Source organism: Nocardioides sp. NPDC051685, from assembly GCF_044453405.1.
Classification (GTDB): Bacteria; Actinomycetota; Actinomycetes; order Propionibacteriales; family Nocardioidaceae; genus Nocardioides.
Genome location: NZ_JBITCR010000002.1, coordinates 942,258 through 957,536 on the forward strand (window position 1 = coordinate 942,258; position 15,279 = coordinate 957,536).

The 15,279-nt window shown below is 70.4% G+C and carries 17 protein-coding genes; 8 read left to right on the forward strand and 9 right to left on the reverse strand.

Going from position 1 to position 15,279, the window contains the following annotated elements; translation table 11 throughout:
• Positions 1-56 precede the first annotated feature (56 nt).
• Complete coding sequence (locus ACIA03_RS09600) at positions 57-1,187, forward strand: lipid II:glycine glycyltransferase FemX (RefSeq protein ID WP_396981596.1); 1,131 nt, start codon at positions 57-59, stop codon at positions 1,185-1,187.
• Positions 1,188-1,236: 49 nt separating this feature from the next.
• Entirely contained in the window at positions 1,237-1,821 is a 585-nt protein-coding gene (locus ACIA03_RS09605; protein ID WP_396981598.1) for a VanZ family protein, read from the forward strand.
• Here the strand turns inward: ACIA03_RS09605 and murF are convergent.
• The gene (gene murF / locus ACIA03_RS09610; protein WP_396981600.1) at positions 1,777-3,105 is read right to left on the reverse strand and encodes a UDP-N-acetylmuramoyl-tripeptide--D-alanyl-D-alanine ligase; all 1,329 of its coding nucleotides are present in this window, start codon (positions 3,103-3,105) and stop codon (positions 1,777-1,779) included. The genes ACIA03_RS09605 and murF overlap by 45 nt on opposite strands.
• Positions 3,106-3,328: 223 nt before the next feature.
• Here murF and ACIA03_RS09615 point away from each other — a divergent pair, with 223 nt between their 5' ends.
• Genes ACIA03_RS09615 through vanX form a run of 3 tightly spaced genes read left to right on the forward strand, consistent with a single transcriptional unit; the run spans position 3,329 to position 5,953 of the window.
• Positions 3,329-4,309: a D-isomer specific 2-hydroxyacid dehydrogenase family protein gene (locus ACIA03_RS09615; RefSeq protein WP_396981808.1), complete on the forward strand. Its 981-nt coding sequence runs from the start codon at positions 3,329-3,331 to the stop codon at positions 4,307-4,309.
• Positions 4,302-5,342: a D-alanine--(R)-lactate ligase gene (gene vanA / locus ACIA03_RS09620; RefSeq protein WP_396981601.1), complete on the forward strand. Its 1,041-nt coding sequence runs from the start codon at positions 4,302-4,304 to the stop codon at positions 5,340-5,342. Before ACIA03_RS09615 ends, vanA begins: the two co-directional genes overlap by 8 nt.
• The gene (gene vanX, locus ACIA03_RS09625; protein ID WP_396981603.1) at positions 5,339-5,953 is read left to right on the forward strand and encodes a D-Ala-D-Ala dipeptidase VanX; all 615 of its coding nucleotides are present in this window, start codon (positions 5,339-5,341) and stop codon (positions 5,951-5,953) included. The genes vanA and vanX overlap by 4 nt, the downstream gene beginning before the upstream one ends.
• 18 nt (positions 5,954-5,971) lie before the next feature.
• On the opposite strand, the gene ACIA03_RS09630 is transcribed toward vanX, so the two are convergent.
• Both ACIA03_RS09630 and ACIA03_RS09635 read right to left on the reverse strand, forming a co-directional pair.
• Complete coding sequence (locus tag ACIA03_RS09630) at positions 5,972-6,817, reverse strand: CHAD domain-containing protein (protein WP_396981605.1); 846 nt, start codon at positions 6,815-6,817, stop codon at positions 5,972-5,974.
• A 10-nt stretch (positions 6,818-6,827) separates the two neighbouring features.
• Positions 6,828-7,814, reverse strand: coding sequence for a hypothetical protein (locus tag ACIA03_RS09635; RefSeq protein ID WP_396981607.1), 987 nt, complete (start codon positions 7,812-7,814; stop codon positions 6,828-6,830).
• Between the two features lie 112 nt (positions 7,815-7,926).
• Here ACIA03_RS09635 and ACIA03_RS09640 point away from each other — a divergent pair, with 112 nt between their 5' ends.
• A complete protein-coding gene (locus ACIA03_RS09640; RefSeq protein WP_160146593.1) occupies positions 7,927-8,532 on the forward strand; it encodes a TetR/AcrR family transcriptional regulator in 606 nt (201 codons plus the stop codon).
• Between the two features lie 3 nt (positions 8,533-8,535).
• Here ACIA03_RS09640 and ACIA03_RS09645 read toward each other — a convergent pair whose 3' ends face one another.
• The 6 genes from ACIA03_RS09645 to ACIA03_RS09670 are packed head-to-tail and all read right to left on the reverse strand — an operon-like array spanning position 8,536 to position 13,754.
• Positions 8,536-9,021 carry a hypothetical protein gene (locus tag ACIA03_RS09645; RefSeq protein WP_396981609.1) on the reverse strand — a complete coding sequence of 162 codons (486 nt, stop codon included), beginning with the start codon at positions 9,019-9,021 and terminating at the stop codon, positions 8,536-8,538.
• Between the two features lie 5 nt (positions 9,022-9,026).
• On the reverse strand, positions 9,027-9,887 hold the full coding sequence (folP, locus tag ACIA03_RS09650) for a dihydropteroate synthase (RefSeq protein ID WP_396981611.1): 861 nt from the start codon (positions 9,885-9,887) through the stop codon (positions 9,027-9,029).
• Positions 9,887-10,801 (reverse strand): glucosyl-3-phosphoglycerate synthase, encoded by a 915-nt coding sequence (locus tag ACIA03_RS09655; RefSeq protein WP_396981613.1) that lies wholly within the window; start codon positions 10,799-10,801, stop codon positions 9,887-9,889. The genes folP and ACIA03_RS09655 overlap by 1 nt, the downstream gene beginning before the upstream one ends.
• A 36-nt stretch (positions 10,802-10,837) precedes the next feature.
• Complete coding sequence (locus ACIA03_RS09660; RefSeq protein WP_141793875.1) at positions 10,838-11,350, reverse strand: DUF3830 family protein; 513 nt, start codon at positions 11,348-11,350, stop codon at positions 10,838-10,840.
• A complete protein-coding gene (locus ACIA03_RS09665) occupies positions 11,347-12,762 on the reverse strand; it encodes an amidase (RefSeq protein ID WP_396981616.1) in 1,416 nt (471 codons plus the stop codon). The genes ACIA03_RS09660 and ACIA03_RS09665 overlap by 4 nt, the downstream gene beginning before the upstream one ends.
• Positions 12,759-13,754 (reverse strand): D-2-hydroxyacid dehydrogenase, encoded by a 996-nt coding sequence (locus tag ACIA03_RS09670; RefSeq protein WP_396981618.1) that lies wholly within the window; start codon positions 13,752-13,754, stop codon positions 12,759-12,761. Before ACIA03_RS09670 ends, ACIA03_RS09665 begins: the two co-directional genes overlap by 4 nt.
• A gap of 95 nt (positions 13,755-13,849) precedes the next feature.
• On the opposite strand from ACIA03_RS09670, the gene ACIA03_RS09675 reads away from it, so the two are divergent.
• Both ACIA03_RS09675 and ACIA03_RS09680 read left to right on the forward strand, forming a co-directional pair.
• Positions 13,850-14,560, forward strand: a complete 711-nt coding sequence (locus tag ACIA03_RS09675; protein WP_396981620.1) for an Asp/Glu/hydantoin racemase — start codon at positions 13,850-13,852, stop codon at positions 14,558-14,560.
• Positions 14,557-15,276: a maleate cis-trans isomerase gene (locus ACIA03_RS09680; RefSeq protein WP_396981622.1), complete on the forward strand. Its 720-nt coding sequence runs from the start codon at positions 14,557-14,559 to the stop codon at positions 15,274-15,276. The genes ACIA03_RS09675 and ACIA03_RS09680 overlap by 4 nt, the downstream gene beginning before the upstream one ends.
• The last annotated feature ends 3 nt before the right edge of the window (positions 15,277-15,279 follow it).

Here is a 15,279-nt window from a genome sequence, read left to right on the forward strand (position 1 = left end):
GGACGTATCCGAAAGGCCATACGCCCTGGCGACATCTGCTCGGGTTGACTGGCACGGTGACCTTCACCGTCCGACCGATCAGCCCCGCCGAGCACCTCGACCATGTCAGGTCGCGGCGGTCGGTCAGCTTCCTGCAGACCCCGGCCTGGGCGGAGGTCAAGACCGAGTGGCGCAGCGAGTCGCTGGGTTGGTACGCCGGCGACCGGCTCGCCGCGACCGGGCTCGTGCTGCACCGGCCGGTGCCGCGGCTGGGCTGCACGCTCGCGTACCTGCCGTGGGGCCCCGACATCGACTGGGCCGGTGGGCTCACCGTCTGGTTCCCGCCGCTCGTCGCCTACCTGCGGTCGCAGGGCGCGTTCGCGATCCGGGTCGCTCCGCCGGTGCCCACCGACACCTGGAGCGCCGCACAGGTCAAGGAGGGCATCGCCGACCCCGAGGTGGGGCGGCTCACCGACATCCCCGGCCGGGCCGACCCGGTCGGCGCCGAGGTGACCCGCTACCTGCGCGACTCCGGCTGGATCCCGCAGAACCCGGAGGACGGGTTCGGGGCGGGGCAGCCGCAGTTCACGTACGAGATCCGGCTGCGGCACCCGGATCGGACCACCCGGTCCGAGGACGAGGTTCTCGCCGGGATGAACCAGCTCTGGCGGCGCAACATCAAGAAGGCCGCCAAGGCCGGCGTCGAGGTCACCACCGCCACCGGCGGCGAGGACCTGAAGGCGTTCCACGACCTCTACGTCCACACCGCCGAGCGCGACCACTTCACCCCGCGGCCGCTGGCCTACTTCGAGAAGATGTTCACCGCGCTCTCCGCCGAGGACCCGGAGCGGATCACGCTCTATCTCGCGCGCCACGACGGCGACCTGGTGGCCGCGACGATCTACGTCCGCGTCGGCGCTCACGCCTGGTACGTCTACGGCGCCTCCTCGACCGAGAAGCGGGACGTACGCGGCTCCAACGCCCTCCAGTGGGCGATGATCCGTGACTCGCTGGCCGGCGGCTGCGACGTCTACGACCTGCGCGGGATCACCCCGACGCTGTCCGCCGACGACCCGCACGTCGGGCTGATCCAGTTCAAGGTCGGCACCGGCGGGCAGGCGGTGAGGTACGTCGGCGAGTGGGACCTGCCGCTGCGGCCGATCCTCTACCGGGCGTTCGATCTCTACATGAGACGGCGGAGTCGATGAAGCAGATGTCGAACAAGAAGATCAGGCAGATCAGGGAAGGTGGCCTCGGATGATGATCGTGAACGAATCGGGCTCGCTGACGGAGACCGGCATCGTCGTGCTGACCGTGCTGGCGCTTCCCGTGGCGGTACTGGCGGTGCCGATGCTGGCGGTGCTGCGCCGGGTCTTCGGGGTCGCGTGGCGGCCGGCTTGGCGCCACTCGCTGGCTGAGGTCGCCATCGTCTACGGCACCGTGCCGGGTGTGCTGCTGACCCTGTTGCCCGGCAACAACGGCATCCTCTCGGGCAACGTGAGCCTGGTGCCCTTCGAGGACATGTCGACCATGGGCCCCCTCGGGTTGATCGGCAACCTGCTGCTCTTCGCCGCGCTGGGCTTCTTCGGCCCCATCCGTTTCCCGGTGCTCCGCTCGGTGTGGCGGGTCCTGATCCTGGCCGGCGCGGCCTCGGTGTCGATCGAGATGCTGCAGCACCTTCTGCCCCTCGGCCGCGTCTCCTCGGTCGACGACGTCATCCTCAACGCCGGCGGCGCCACCGCCGCCGCGATCCTGTCGTGGCCGTGGTGGCGCCGCAGGCGATCAGTTCCGCCGACCTCAGACCAGCGCCGCGGCGACCTTGTCGAGGCGGGCTCCGCGTGAGGCCTTGACGAGCACGACGTCGCCGGGGGCGAGGTGGCTTCGCAGCCAGTCGATCGCGGTGGCGTTGTCGGGCAGTGGCACCGCCGTCGCGCCCGCGCCGTCCGCGATGACGGCGGCGGCGTCGCCGACGGTGAGGACGAGATCGGCCCGGGTAGCGGCGTACGTCCCGATCTCGTGGTGCGCGTCGCGGCTCGTCTCGCCGAGCTCGAGCATCTCGCCGAGCACGGCGATGCGGCGCCTGGCCTCGATCGAGGCGAGCGCGTCGAGGCCGGCGCGGGTGGACTCGGGGTTGGCGTTGTAGGAGTCGTTGATGAGGGTCGCGCCGTTGGCCAGGGCGCTCAGCTCCATGCGCCACTTGGAGATCGAGGCGGTGTTCAGCGCGGTCGCGGCCTGCTCGAGGGGAACACCGGCGGCCAGGCCCGCCGCCGCGGCGGCCGCGGCGTTGAGCGCCCAGTGGGCGCCGACGAACGGGAGCGTCACCGTCACCTTCTCGTCGCCGTGCTGGAGACGGAACGAGGGACGGCCCAGCCGGTCCAGGGCGAGGTCGCGGACACGCACGGCCGCTCGCTCACCGGCGCCGAAGGCCAGCACCGGACCCTCGGCGAGGTCGCCCATCGCGAGCACTCGCGGGTCGTCGGCGTGCAGCACGGCGGTGCCACCGCTCGCCAAGCCGCGGACCAGCTCGCTCTTGGCAACGGCGATGGCCTCGCGCGACCCGAACTCGCCCAGGTGGGCCTGGCCGACGTTGGTGACGACGGCGATGTCGGGCGCGACCAGGCCGGTCAGCTCGGCGATGTCGCCGATGTGCCGGGCGCCCATCTCGAGCACCAGGAACCTGGTCGTGGCGTCGGCGCGGAGCATGGTGAGCGGTACGCCGAGCTCGTTGTTGAACGAGCCGGAGGTCGCGACGGTCGGTGCCGCGCTCGCCAGCACCGCCTCGATCATGTCCTTGGTGCTGGTCTTGCCCTGGGAGCCGGTGACCGCGACCACGGTCAGCCCGTCGCGCAGCAGCGCGACGACATGGGCGGCCAACCGCTGCAGCGCAGCCTGTGCGTCGTCGACGACGACCGTCGGGAGCGCCGTCGGGCGCGAGCCGAGCACGGCGACGGCGCCGGCCTCGGCGGCCTGTGGTGCGTACTCGTGGCCGTCGGTGTGCTCGCCCGCGAACGCGACGAAGAGTCCGCCCGGGTGGGCCTCGCGGCCGTCGATCACGGCCGGGGCGCTCACCGTCACCGAACCGTCGCCGATGACCTTCCCGCCGACCAACGAGGCGATTTCGTCCAAGCTGAGGGGAATCATCCCATCAGTCTTCGAAATTCCACGTTGCCGACGTGTATGCGCTAATCGATATGCGGACGATAACTCTGTTCGGGATCGGCGAACCGCCTATCGTCGGCATATCGGAAATTCCATACGGGCCGGCAACCGCTCCTGCGGTTTGCTGGCGTGGATGATCTACCAAGAGCCGACCTTGACGGCAGCGACCCAGCCGTCGGAGCACCCCGTGATCACGCCGACCGTCGGGATCACGGTCTACGGCTGCGCCCCTGATGAGAAGCTTCTTTTCGACTCGTTGGCACCCACTCTCGGGATCTCGCTGACCACGACGACCGAGGCCGTCTCCGAGCACAACGCCGATCTCGCACAGGGAGACCGGTGCATCAGCGTCAGCCACAAGACGCCGATATCGAACGACACGCTTCTCGCTCTGGAAAAGGTCGGAACCCGGTATATCTCGACGCGAAGCGTCGGGTTCAACCATATCGATGTCGACTTCGCGGCAAGCATCGGGATAACGGTCGGAAATGTCGCCTATTCACCCGACTCGGTCGCCGACTACACGTTGATGCTGATGCTGATGTCGGTGCGCCAGGCGAAGTCGACAATCCGTCGCACCGACGCCCACGACTACCGCCCGGCGATCACCCGGGGCCGTGAGCTGCGTGACCTGACCGTCGGTGTCGTCGGGACCGGGCGGATCGGCGCGGCGGTCATCGCCCGGCTGCGGGGCTTCGGCTGCGACGTACTCGCCTATGACATCCGGCCTCGGCCCGCCGCCGAGGGCGTCGAGCACGTCGACCTGGACACGCTGGTCGGGCGCAGCGACATCGTCACGCTCCACGCGCCGCTCAGCGCCGAGTCGCACCACCTCCTCGACCGGCGGCGCATCGACCGGATGCGCCCCGGCGCGTACGTCATCAACACCGGTCGCGGCGCGCTCATCGAGACGCCGGCACTCATCACCGCCCTCGAGGAGGGCCGTCTGGGCGGCGCGGCCCTCGACGTCATCGAGGGCGAGGAGGGCATCTTCTACGCCGATCTCCGCGGACGCGAGATCCCGAACGGCTGGCTGGCACGGCTTCAGGAGATGCCGAACGTGCTGGTCAGCCCGCATATCGCCTACTTCACCGACCATGCCCTGCGGGACACGGTCGAGAACTCCATCGTGAACTGTCGTGAATTCGAAAGCAGGTTGCAGCATGTCTAAGCGCAAGGTCGGCATCATCTTCGGAGGCGTCTTCGAGGAGCACCCCGTCTCGGTGAAGTCGGCGCAGGAGGTGGCCAAGAACCTCGACGCCGACGCGTACGAGGCCTACTGGATCGGCATCACCAAGAGCGGTGACTGGCGTCTGTGCGACGGACCCGACCCGAGCTGGGAGGACAGCGCACACCGCCCGGTCGTGCTCTCCCCCGACCGCAGCGTCCACGGGCTGCTCGTCCTGGACGAAGGCAGCTACGAGACCATCCGGCTCGACGCCGTGCTCCCGGTCCTGCACGGCAAGCTCGGCGAGGACGGCGCGATCCAGGGGCTCCTCGAGCTCTCCGGGATCCCCTACGTCGGCTGCGACGTGCAGAGCTCGGCGCTGTGCATGGACAAGTCGCTTGCCTACACCGTCGTCGCCGATGCCGGGATCCCGACGCCGACGTTCTGGGCGTTGTCGCCGGGCGAGGAGATCGATCCCGGCGTACTCCCCTATCCGGTCTTCGTGAAGCCGGCCCGCTCCGGGTCGTCGTTCGGGGTCAGCAAGGTGACCTCGGCCGAGGAGCTGTCCGAGGCGGTGGCGACGGCGCGGCAGTACGACGAGAAGGTGCTGGTCGAGGAGGGGGTCGTCGCCGAGGAGATCGGCTGCGCGATCCTCGGTAATGGTGCCGAGCTGGTCACCGGAGAGGTCGACCACGTCGCCCTCTCGCACGGCTTCTTCAAGATCCACCAGGAGGACGCGCCCGAGACCGGTTCGGAGAACGCGACCTTCATCGTGCCCGCCGACATCCCGGCCGAGGCGCAGGAGCTGGTCAAGACCGAGGCGCAGCGAGTCTACCGCGCACTGGGCTGCCGCGGGCTGGCGCGCGTCGACATGTTCCTCAAGGCCGACGGCACCGTGGTGCTCAACGAGGTCAACACGCTGCCCGGGCTGACCTCCTACAGCCGCTACCCGCGGATGATGGCGGCCGCCGGGATCTCGATGACCGAGTTCCTCGACCGTGCGGTCACGCTCGCGCTGGAGGAGGCGGCCCGATGAGGGAGGGCTTCGCCTTCGTCGACGAGCTGGTGCCGGGCATCCGCTGGGACAGCAAGTACGCCACCTGGGACAACTTCACCGGCAAGCCGGTCGATGGCTACCTGGTGAACCGGATCGTCGGGACCCGTGAGCTGTGCGCCGCGCTCGCCCAGGCGCGCGACAAGGCCGCCACCCTCGGCTTCGGGATCCTGCTGTGGGACGGCTACCGCCCCCAGCGCGCGGTCGACGCGTTCCTGCGCTGGGCCGAGGAGCCCTCCGGGCCGGACGACGCACGCAAGGCCGTCCACTATCCCGCGATCACCCGCCCGGAGATGTTCGAGAAGGGGTACGTCGCCAGGAAGTCCGGCCACAGCCGCGGCAGCACCGTCGACCTGACCCTCTTCTCCCTGGCGTCGGGCGAGCTGTTGGACATGGGCGGCCCCCACGACCTGATGGACGAGATCTCCCACCACGGCGCCGCGGGGGTCTCCGAGGAGGCAGCCCGCAACCGGGCGCAGCTGTGCGCGGTGATGGAGTCGTGCGGATTCAGCCGCTACGACAGCGAGTGGTGGCACTACTCGCTGATCGAGGAGCCCTACCCCGACACCTACTTCGCCTTTCCTGTCGAATAGAGCCCCATCGGCTAGCCACTAGCCCAGCCAGCCGCGGACCTTCGAGCGGTTCGCCTTCTTCCAGACGGAGGCGAACCGCTCCTCGGCGTCCTCGGCGGCCGCTTCCTCGGCGGCCCGGAGCTCACGGATCGCGTCATCGGGACCGGGGACCGTCTCGATCGTCCGGATCATGACGGCGGCGTCGTTGAGGTCACCGAGGGTCGACTGGATCGACTTCGCGGCAGCGGCGAGGCGCTCGGCATCCTTGCCGAAGAGCTCGTGCAGCGACTCGGCCGCGTAGCGGGTGCGCTTGGCCTTCTTGCGCACCTCGTGGAGCTGTCGGCGGCGCTCACCGGCACCTTCGGCGAGCTCGGCGGCATCGACCGCTGCTGCCAGGCGCCGCCAGGTGCGGCGGACCCGTTTGCGCAGCGCCTTCTTGCCGGGAGCACCGTCCGACCAGGGAAGACCGTCGGTGGCGGCCAAGGCCGCGATCAGGGCGCGGTAACGCTCCCCCTCCAGCTCCGGGAGCAGCCGGGCAAGACCCTGGGCCTGGCGCTCGGCCAGCGCGGTCCGGAGCGCGTCCACACCTGTGGGGCCCGGACCGTGCTCGGCCGCCCAACCGCGCAGCCGCTTGCGGAGCACCTCGGTGTCGCGTACCTCTCCGAGGAGGTCGGCGAGCCACCTCAGCTCGACCCGGAGCGACTCGACTCGCTCCGGGTCGAGGAACTTGCGGTACGTCGCCAGGACGCTGCGCAGCCTGCGTACGGTCACGCGCATCTGGTGGACCGAGTCGTCCTCGCCACGCAGCACGAGCCGGCCCCAACGGTGGAGCGCGACCACCTGGTCGCGCCACCACTCGCCGGCCGGCTCGTGTGGATGAGTCATCCCTACAGTTCTACCCTGCGACAGGCTCCAGGTCACCCGCCTTCTGCTCGGTCTCCGAGCCACTCTTCTCACGGTGCGGGAGAAGGGTGAGGAGCAGACCCGCACCAGCCCAGCAGGCGAGCACGATCAGCGGGGTCGTGGAGCCGGCACCGTCGAAGAAGGACAGGCCGCGGAGCGCCGCGCCGGTCGCGCCCGGGGGCAGGAGCTGGCCGAGCCAGCCGAACGGGATCATCTCCGGGGCCGAGGAGATGCCGGAGAGAGGGTTGCCGACCAACATGACCAGCAGCGCCATGATCCCGACGCCGGCCATGCCGATGAAGTGGCGCAGGCCGACGATCGGCAGCGCGACCGCGAGGATGCCCAGGGTGACGACACCCGCGTTGACCAGGTAGGTGCCCTCGAGGGCACCGAGCCAGCCCTGGATGATCCCGGTCATCGCCAGCCCGCCTCCGATCGCGATCAGGAACGCGGCGGCGACGCGGTCGCGGGTGCGCCTGAGCGCCAGCGAGGTGATCGCCCCGGCCATGATGCCGCCGAGCGCGAGGGGCAGCGCGGCGGTGCCGAAGACGAGTCCGCGCGGGTCGTCCTCAGGAGCGGCGACGACGTCGGTCACCTTCGGGGCGGTGCCGGTCTCGGCGCCCATCGCCGTCGCCATCGCGGTGAGCTGCTGGGCGACGTTGGCGCTGGCGGCGGTAGCGGTCAGCACCTCCTGACCCTCCGCGGAGACGACGATCGCGCCGTACGCCTCGCGGTCCTCGATCGCCTGGACCGCCGCGTCCCGGTCGGCGACCGCGATGACGTCAAAGGCGTCCTCGCCCGCGGTGGTGGCGAGCTGCGTCTCGATCTGGGCGACCGCCTGCTCCGGACCGGCGACGGCCAACGGCAGCTCCCGTGGCTCCATCTCGCTGGAGGGCCAGGCGAATGCGGTGATGAGCAGGGTGAGCAGGGTGACCAGACCGAGGCTGACCCTGATCACGGCTTTCGCTGACTTCGGCATGTCGGCTCCTTCTTAAAAAAACGAATGTTCATTCTCTTTGAGAGAACTCTCCTCCCTCCCCGCCGATTTATCAAGAATGAACGTTCGTTTTCTTTTGAGGTATCCTCGTCACATGCCCAAGGTCAGCGACGAACACCGTGCCGAGAAGCGCCAGCAGATCATCGCGGCGACGCTGCGCTGCGTGGAGCGCGACGGCTTCCACAAGACGACGATGGCCGCGGTCGTCAAGGAGTCCGGCCTCTCGGCAGGGTCGGTCTACACCTATTTCCGCGGCAAGAACGAGATCATCCACGCGATCGCCCAGTCCGGCCTGACCGGTGTCACCGCCGCGATCAACCGCCTCATCCCCGAAGAGGGCTCGGGCATGGACGCTCCCCCGCCGGAGTGGGCGATCGAGGCCGCCACCCAGCATCTCCTCGATCTCGGCACCGAGCTGGGCGTCGATCTCCCCCGGATCGCCCTGCAGACCTGGGCCGAGGCCGCGCGCGACCCGGAGATCCACGCGATCATGGCGCCCGAGGCCCACCGGATCCGCGAGGCCTGGCGCAACTACGCCGAGAAGGCCATCGACGCGGGCCAGTTCCGCCGAGGCGCCGACCCCGAACGGATCGCGATGGTCCTCACCGGCCTGCTGCCGGGCTTCATCCTGCAGCGGATCATGCTGGGTGACGTCACCCCGAAGATCTACGCGGCAGGGCTCGCCGACCTGCTCGACTGACCCTCACTCCCAGCGGGCGACCCAGTAGCGCACGCCGTACGGATCGTCGTCGTAGTCGACCGCCACCGTCCTGACACTGCGCAGCAGATCGGCGGCCTCCACGATCGGGCCGACGTCGGCCCAGAGCTCATCGGCCAGCCCGAGATCGATCGCGCCCAGCGCGTCGGGGTCGGGGGTCGCCAGCGCCTTGCCGAGCACGTCGTCGAACCCGGCGGCCCGCGGATCGAGGTGCCCCGGCGCCCTCTCGCTGCGGCGGGCCGAACCGTTGCCGACGATGAGATGGGCCGCCTCGCCGCTGCTCACCGGAGCCGTGCCGACCTCGGCCAGCAGCGCGGCGGCCACCCGGGCGCCCTGCGCACCGGCGATGACACGTACGTCCTCCCCCAGCCAGGCCACCGCGGCCAGGCAGGCCGCGCGGAGCTCGTCGACAGGATCGTCGAGCGAGGAGTACTCCGGCAGCAGGGCAAGACATCCCGGAACAAGCGCCACTCGCGTCACTGCAGCCCCCTGATCGCTCGCGCCGGTAGCCGTCTCCCGGCGATCGTCCAGGCCATGTCGACGGTCTGCCGGGTCTCCGGCACCTGGTGGACCCGGTAGATGCGCGCGCCGGCCATCGCGCAGACGGTCGTCGCCGCCAGGGTGCCGAGCAGGCGCTCCCCGACCGGCAGGTCGAGGGTCTCCCCCACGAAGTCCTTGTTGGAGAGCGAGACGAGCACCGGCCAGCCGGTCGCGACCATCTCGCCCAGCCGGCGGGTGATCTCGAGGGAGTGGAAGGTGTTCTTCCCGAAGTCGTGGGCGGGGTCGATCACGATCGAGTCCTTGGCGACGCCGGCGTCCAGGGCACGCTGGGCATAGCCCAGGGTGTCGTCGATGGCCGAGCGCACCACGTCGTCGTACTCGATCCGGTAGGGCCGCGTCCGCGGCGTCACGCCGCCGGTGTGGGTGCACACGATCGCGGCGCCGTGGGCGGCGGCGACGTCGACGAGCTCCGGGTCGGCCCCGCCCCAGGCGTCGTTGATGAGGTCGGCACCGGCGGCGCACACCGCGTCGCCGACCTCGGCGCGCCAGGTGTCGACCGAGATCACCAGCGCGGGGAACTCCTCCCGCACCCGGGCGACGAAGTCGACCACCCGGGCCTTCTCCTCCGCCGCGTCGATCTCTGCCCCGGGGGCCGCCTTGATCCCGCCGATGTCGACGATCTCCGCGCCTTGGGAGGCCACCAGGCGTACGCGCTCGAAGGCCGCATCCTCGGCCCAGGTCGCTCCCTTGTCGAAGAACGAGTCCGGGGTGCGGTTGACGATCGCCATCATCAGCGCGTCGTCATCACCGAAGTCGTGTCGTCCGAGGCGCAGCATCAGGCGACCATACCGCCCGAGCCGTCGCGCACCGGCGGCCGCTCCAGGAGGCTCACGCTCCGGTCGACGACCTTGGTCGAGCCGTCGATCGGGATGTACTGACGCATCTCCACATCATCGCCCGCCGGACCGGTGCCGAGGCGGCGCGACATCATCCCCACGATCTGCGTCGCCATCAGACCGAGGTCGAAGAGATCCTGGTGGCTGTGGTCGCGCTGGCCGAGGTCGACCTGGGCGATCGCGTCCATCCCGCGGGTGTCGAGCGTGTCGACGAGTGCGGCGAGCTCGACGCCGTAGCCGGTCGGGACCCGCAGCCGCTCGAACAGCGAGCGCCGGATCGACCACTCCCCCGCCAGCGGCTGGATGAGGTCGCGCAGCGGCCGGCGATGGAGTGCCAGCAGCGGTCGGGCGACGAGCTCGGTGACCCGACCGCCGTCCAGACCGTGCTCCCCCGGGCGCCGATAGAAGCCCTTGACCAGCTCGATCGTCGGATTGTTGACAAGGGGGCCGACCAGGCCGCGTACGAAATGGGTGTCCCAGTCGGTCAGGTCGGCGTCCATGAAGACGATGAGCTCGCCGGTGGTCACGAACTGCGACTTCCACATCGCCTCGCCCTTGCCGGGGTAGGAGCCGAGATCGGGACGGATCGCGGCCGAGGCGTAGACGTCGGCGCCGGCGTCCGAGGCGATCCGCGCGGTGTCGTCGGAAGAGTCGGAGTCGATGACGACGAGCTCGTCGACCAGGTCGGAGGTCTCCATCAGGCTGCTGCGCAGCGTGCTGACCAGGTCGCCGACCGTCGCGGCCTCGTTGCGCGCGGGGACGACGAGACTGACCCGCTGCCCCTGCTTCGCCTCGACGAGCTCGGCCAGCGACCAGTCGTCCCAGTGATGGGTGTTTCGCTCCGACCACGACATGTTCAAACCCTATCGACCAGGGCCTCAACGACATGCCTACGGAGCGTCCTCGTGGGAGCGCGCGAAGGTCAGGATCTCGTCGGTTGCGCCGTTCATCCAGACGTCCTGGCAGGCCTGCGCCATCTCCTCGAGGCCGTCGACGATCGTGCCGAAGACGTTGCCCGGCACCCAGCCCTGGTCGCCGTTGATGAGCAGGTTGTTGCGGCCGTAGAAGAGGGCGAGGTCGACGATCTCGGTCAGCTCCCCCGGGCCGCGGTCCTCCGGGTAGCCGTAGGACGGGTTGCCGAGGTCGTCGGAGGAGAAGGCGAAGTAGCACAGGTCGCCCGGGATCGGGGTGACCGTGGTGTTCTCCTTGCCGGGCTCCTTCGCGGCGAAGGCGGGGACCAGGTGGTAGATCTCGTTGCGGGCGTACTTGCCGTGGAAGACCTGACCGCTGAGCGGCAGCGCGTCCCAGACGGCGCCCGCGGTGCGTGGTGCCTCCTCGTCGAGCAGCCGGGCGAGGCAGGAGACGCCGCGGCGTTCCAGGGTGACGGTGATGTAGCGGCTCATCGGGCTCCTCGAGGATTGTCGACAGGTCGGACGAACAGCTCACCGCCGGCCCGCTCGTAGGCCCGCGCCGCGCGCAGCACGCGAGCGTCGTCGTGGCGCGCGCCGACGATCTGGAGGCCGACGGGCAGGCCCGCGTCGGTGGTCCCGCACGGGACGCTCGCCGCCGGCTGCTGGGTCATGTTGAAGGGGTAGGTGTAGGGCGTCCAGCTCGGCCACCACGGCGAGTGCCATCCCTCCGGCGCCTGCAGTCCGCGCTCGAAGGCGGTGATCGGCATGGTCGGGGTGATCAGGAAGTCGTACGTCTCGTGGAACCGCCCCATCGACCGGCCGAGGTCCATCCGGACCGCGGTGGCGTCCAGGTAGTCGGCGGCCGAGCCCCGGCCCTTGGTCTCGATGCCCTCGCGCAGCAGCGGATCGATCCTGTCGATGGCACCGGGCGGATAGGCGTCGAGCACCTTCGCGGCGCCGCAGAACCAGAGCACGTCGAAGGCCTCGACCGGGTCGGCGAAGCCGGGATCGACCTCCTCGACCTGGGCGCCCTCGGCCTCCAGCACCGTGGCCGCCGCGCGGACCAGCCGCTCGACCTCCGGGTCGTTCTTCACGTACCCGAGCGTGGGTGAGAACCCGATCCGCAGCCCGTCGACGCCGTCGTCGAGCCCGGCCAGGAAGGAGGTCCGCGGCGTGGGCATGGCCGACCAGTCGCGGGAGTCGAAGCCGGCGATCACGTCGAGCAGCGCGGCGGCATCGGTGACCGTCCGGGTCATCGGGCCGGCGTGGGAGAGGGTGCCGAACGGGCTGGCGGGATAGAGCGGCACCAGACCGTAGGTCGGCTTGATCGTCACGGTGCCGGTGAAGGATGCCGGGATCCGCACCGACCCGCCGCCGTCGGTGCCGAGCGCCCAGGGGCCCATGCCGAGGCCGACCGCCGCCGCGGCGCCGCCGCTGGAGCCGCCCGAGGTCAGGCCGGGGTCCCAGGGGTTGCCGGTGGAGCCGTGGCGGAGCGAGTCGGTGACGCCCTTCCAGGCGAACTCCGGCGTGGTCGTCTTCCCGGTGATCACGGCGCCGGCCTCGCGCAGCCGCGCGACCGCGGGAGCGTCCTCCGGCCATGGTCCAGCCTCGTCGATGAGCCAGGTTCCGCGGATTGTCGGCAATCCTGCTGTCCACAGGATGTCCTTGACCGAGGTCGGTACGCCGTCGGCGGCGCCTCGCGGCTGCCCCGCCCGCCACCTCTCGGTGGACGCGGTCGCCTGCTCCAACGCCCCGTCGGGGTCGACACGGACGAACGCGTTCACCGCGGCGTCGCGCTCCTCGATCGTGTCGAGCACCGCACGCGTGGCGTCGAGCGGCGTGAACGCGCCGGAGCGATAGCCGGCGACGAGCTCGGCCGCGGTCATCGCGCTGAGGTCGGTCATGGCCTCTCCCCCTCATCCGCGACGACGAAGCCGCGTTGCTTGTCGACGATGTTCAGCGGCGACTCACCGTTCAGCCAGCGCCGGGCGTTGTCGATGAACTGACGCGCCAGCGCCTCCCGCCAGCCCTGGTAGTCACCGGACATGTGTGCCGAGACGGCCACTCCCGGCATCGTCCACAACGGACTCTCGGCCGGCAGCGGCTCGACCTCGAAGACGTCGAGGGATGCCGCCTCGACCGGACCTTCCCGGAGCGCGGAGACGAGCGCGGTCTCGTCGACGATCGGGCCGCGTCCGACGTTGACCAGGTGACTGCCCGGCTTCATCGCCGCGAGCACGTCATTGCTGATCAGGCCCTGGGTCTGATCGGTCAGCGGGGCCGCGACGACGACGTGGTCGGCCCAGCCGACGTGGGCGACCAGGTCGGTGCTCGCGACGATCTCACCGAAGTCGGGATCACCGCTGCGGGCGGTGCGGCCGGCGCCGCGTACGTCCATCCCGGCGGCACGCAGCAGCCGGGCGGTCTCACGGCCGATCGCGCCGGTTCCGACCACGAGCGCGGTCTCCGTGCTGATCAGCCGAGTCTCGCGGCGGTGCCACTTCCGGGCCGTCTGCAGGTCGTGGCTGAGATGGATGTCCTTGGCCACGGCCAGGATCGAGCCGAGCACGAACTCCGCCATCGCCCGGTCGAAGATCCCGCGGGCGTTGGTGACGACCACGTCGGAGGCGACCAGCTCCGGGAACAGCAGCTTGTCGACCCCCGCGGCGGCGACATGGATCCAGCGCAGCGAGTCGGCGCTCGCCCAGGCGTCACGGACGGCCTCGGAGAAGTAGTCCCACAGCAGCAGCGCGTCGGCTCCGCGGAGCGCGTCGGACAGGCCGGCGGCATCGGTGTAGGTGAGCTCGGCATCCGCCTCGAGGAGCTCCATCCCGGCGGGTCTGCCGCCGTCGGGCGGGCAGAGGATCGTGATCGCGGGGCGCCGGGACGTCTCCAAGAAAATCCTCCGTCGCACTCGACACACCTCGGCAACAATCCGAGACTACGCTAGGAGGGAAGATTGCAGATTGTCAACAATCCTAGCGAGGTGCGATGTCCCCAACAGTACGCATCGCCGTGGTCGTGCCCCACGACATGGTGCTCGACCATGAGCTGTGGCGGTGGGCCCCGGCCGATACCAGCCTGCTCTTCACCCGGACGCCCTACACCGACCGCGCGGTCACGCTCGAGATGGCTGAGGAGATCAGCGAGACGGCGGTCCTCGAGCAGGCCGTGCGCGACCTGTCGGCCGCCGAACCGCACGCCTACGTCTACGCCTGCACCTCCGGCAGCTTCGTCCACGGCCGGCACGGCGAGCGCCGGCTGACCGCGGCGATGCACCGCGCAGGTGGCGCGCCGGCGATCACCACCTCCGGCGCCGTGCTCGAGTCGCTGTCCGCGCTCGGCGTCACCCAGGTCGCGGTCGCCACGCCGTACGACATCGCCCTCGCCGCCCGATTCAGCAGCTTCCTGGGCGAGGCCGGGATCTCCGTGGTGAGCGCGGGCGACCTCGGCCTGAGCCACCACATCTGGGAGGTTCCGTACGAGACGACGCTCGAGCTGGTGCGGGCCGCCGACACCGACGCCGCCGAGGCGGTCGTCGTCTCGTGCACGAACCTGGCGACGTACGACCTCATCGGCCGGCTCGAGGCCGAGCTCGGCAAGCCGGTGATCTCCGCCAACCGGGCGACCATGGAGGCGGCGCTCCGCCTGGTCGGTCGCACCCCGCCGACGGCCGAGCACCTGTTGGGGCACGCGTCATGACCCGGCCGCCGGTCGTCGGACTGCTCTATCCCGGGTATGCGGCCGAGGACGACTTCCCGGCGCTCGAGAACGCCCTCGGTGGCGCGATCTGGCTGCCCGTGATCCACACCTCGATAGGGCGCGACGAGCACACCGTCGAAGCTCTCCTCGACACCGGCTCCGCGGCCAGGCTCGCCGAGGGCGCCGACGCGATCGCGGCTCACTCCCCCGATGCGGTGATGTGGGCATGCACATCGGGGAGCTTCGTCTACGGCCCGGACGGTGCCGCGGCCCAGGCGGCCGCGATCAGCGAGCGCCTCGGCATCCCCGCCTCGTCGACCTCGATCGCGTTCATCGAGGCGGCCCGGGCGCTCGGGCTCGAGCGGGTCGCCGTCGCGGCCTCCTACCCCGCGGATCTCGCCGAGCACTTCCGCTCGTTCCTGGCCGCGGGCGGGATCGAGGTGGTCTCCTTCGGCGCCAGCGGGATCTTCACCGCCGTCGACGTCGGCCGTCTCGGCCCGGAGGCGGTCGCCGAGATGGTCGCGGCCGTCGACGTTCCCGAAGCCGAGGCCGTCCTCGTCCCCGACACCGCGATGCACACGCTGACCTGCATCGATACGTTGGAGAAGGAGCTCGGGAAGCCCGTGCTGACGGCCAACCAGGTGACGGTCTGGGAAGGCCTGCGAATCGCCGGGAAGCCCCGTCCCCTGCCCGGGCTCGGAGCCCTGTTCAGGTAGCGT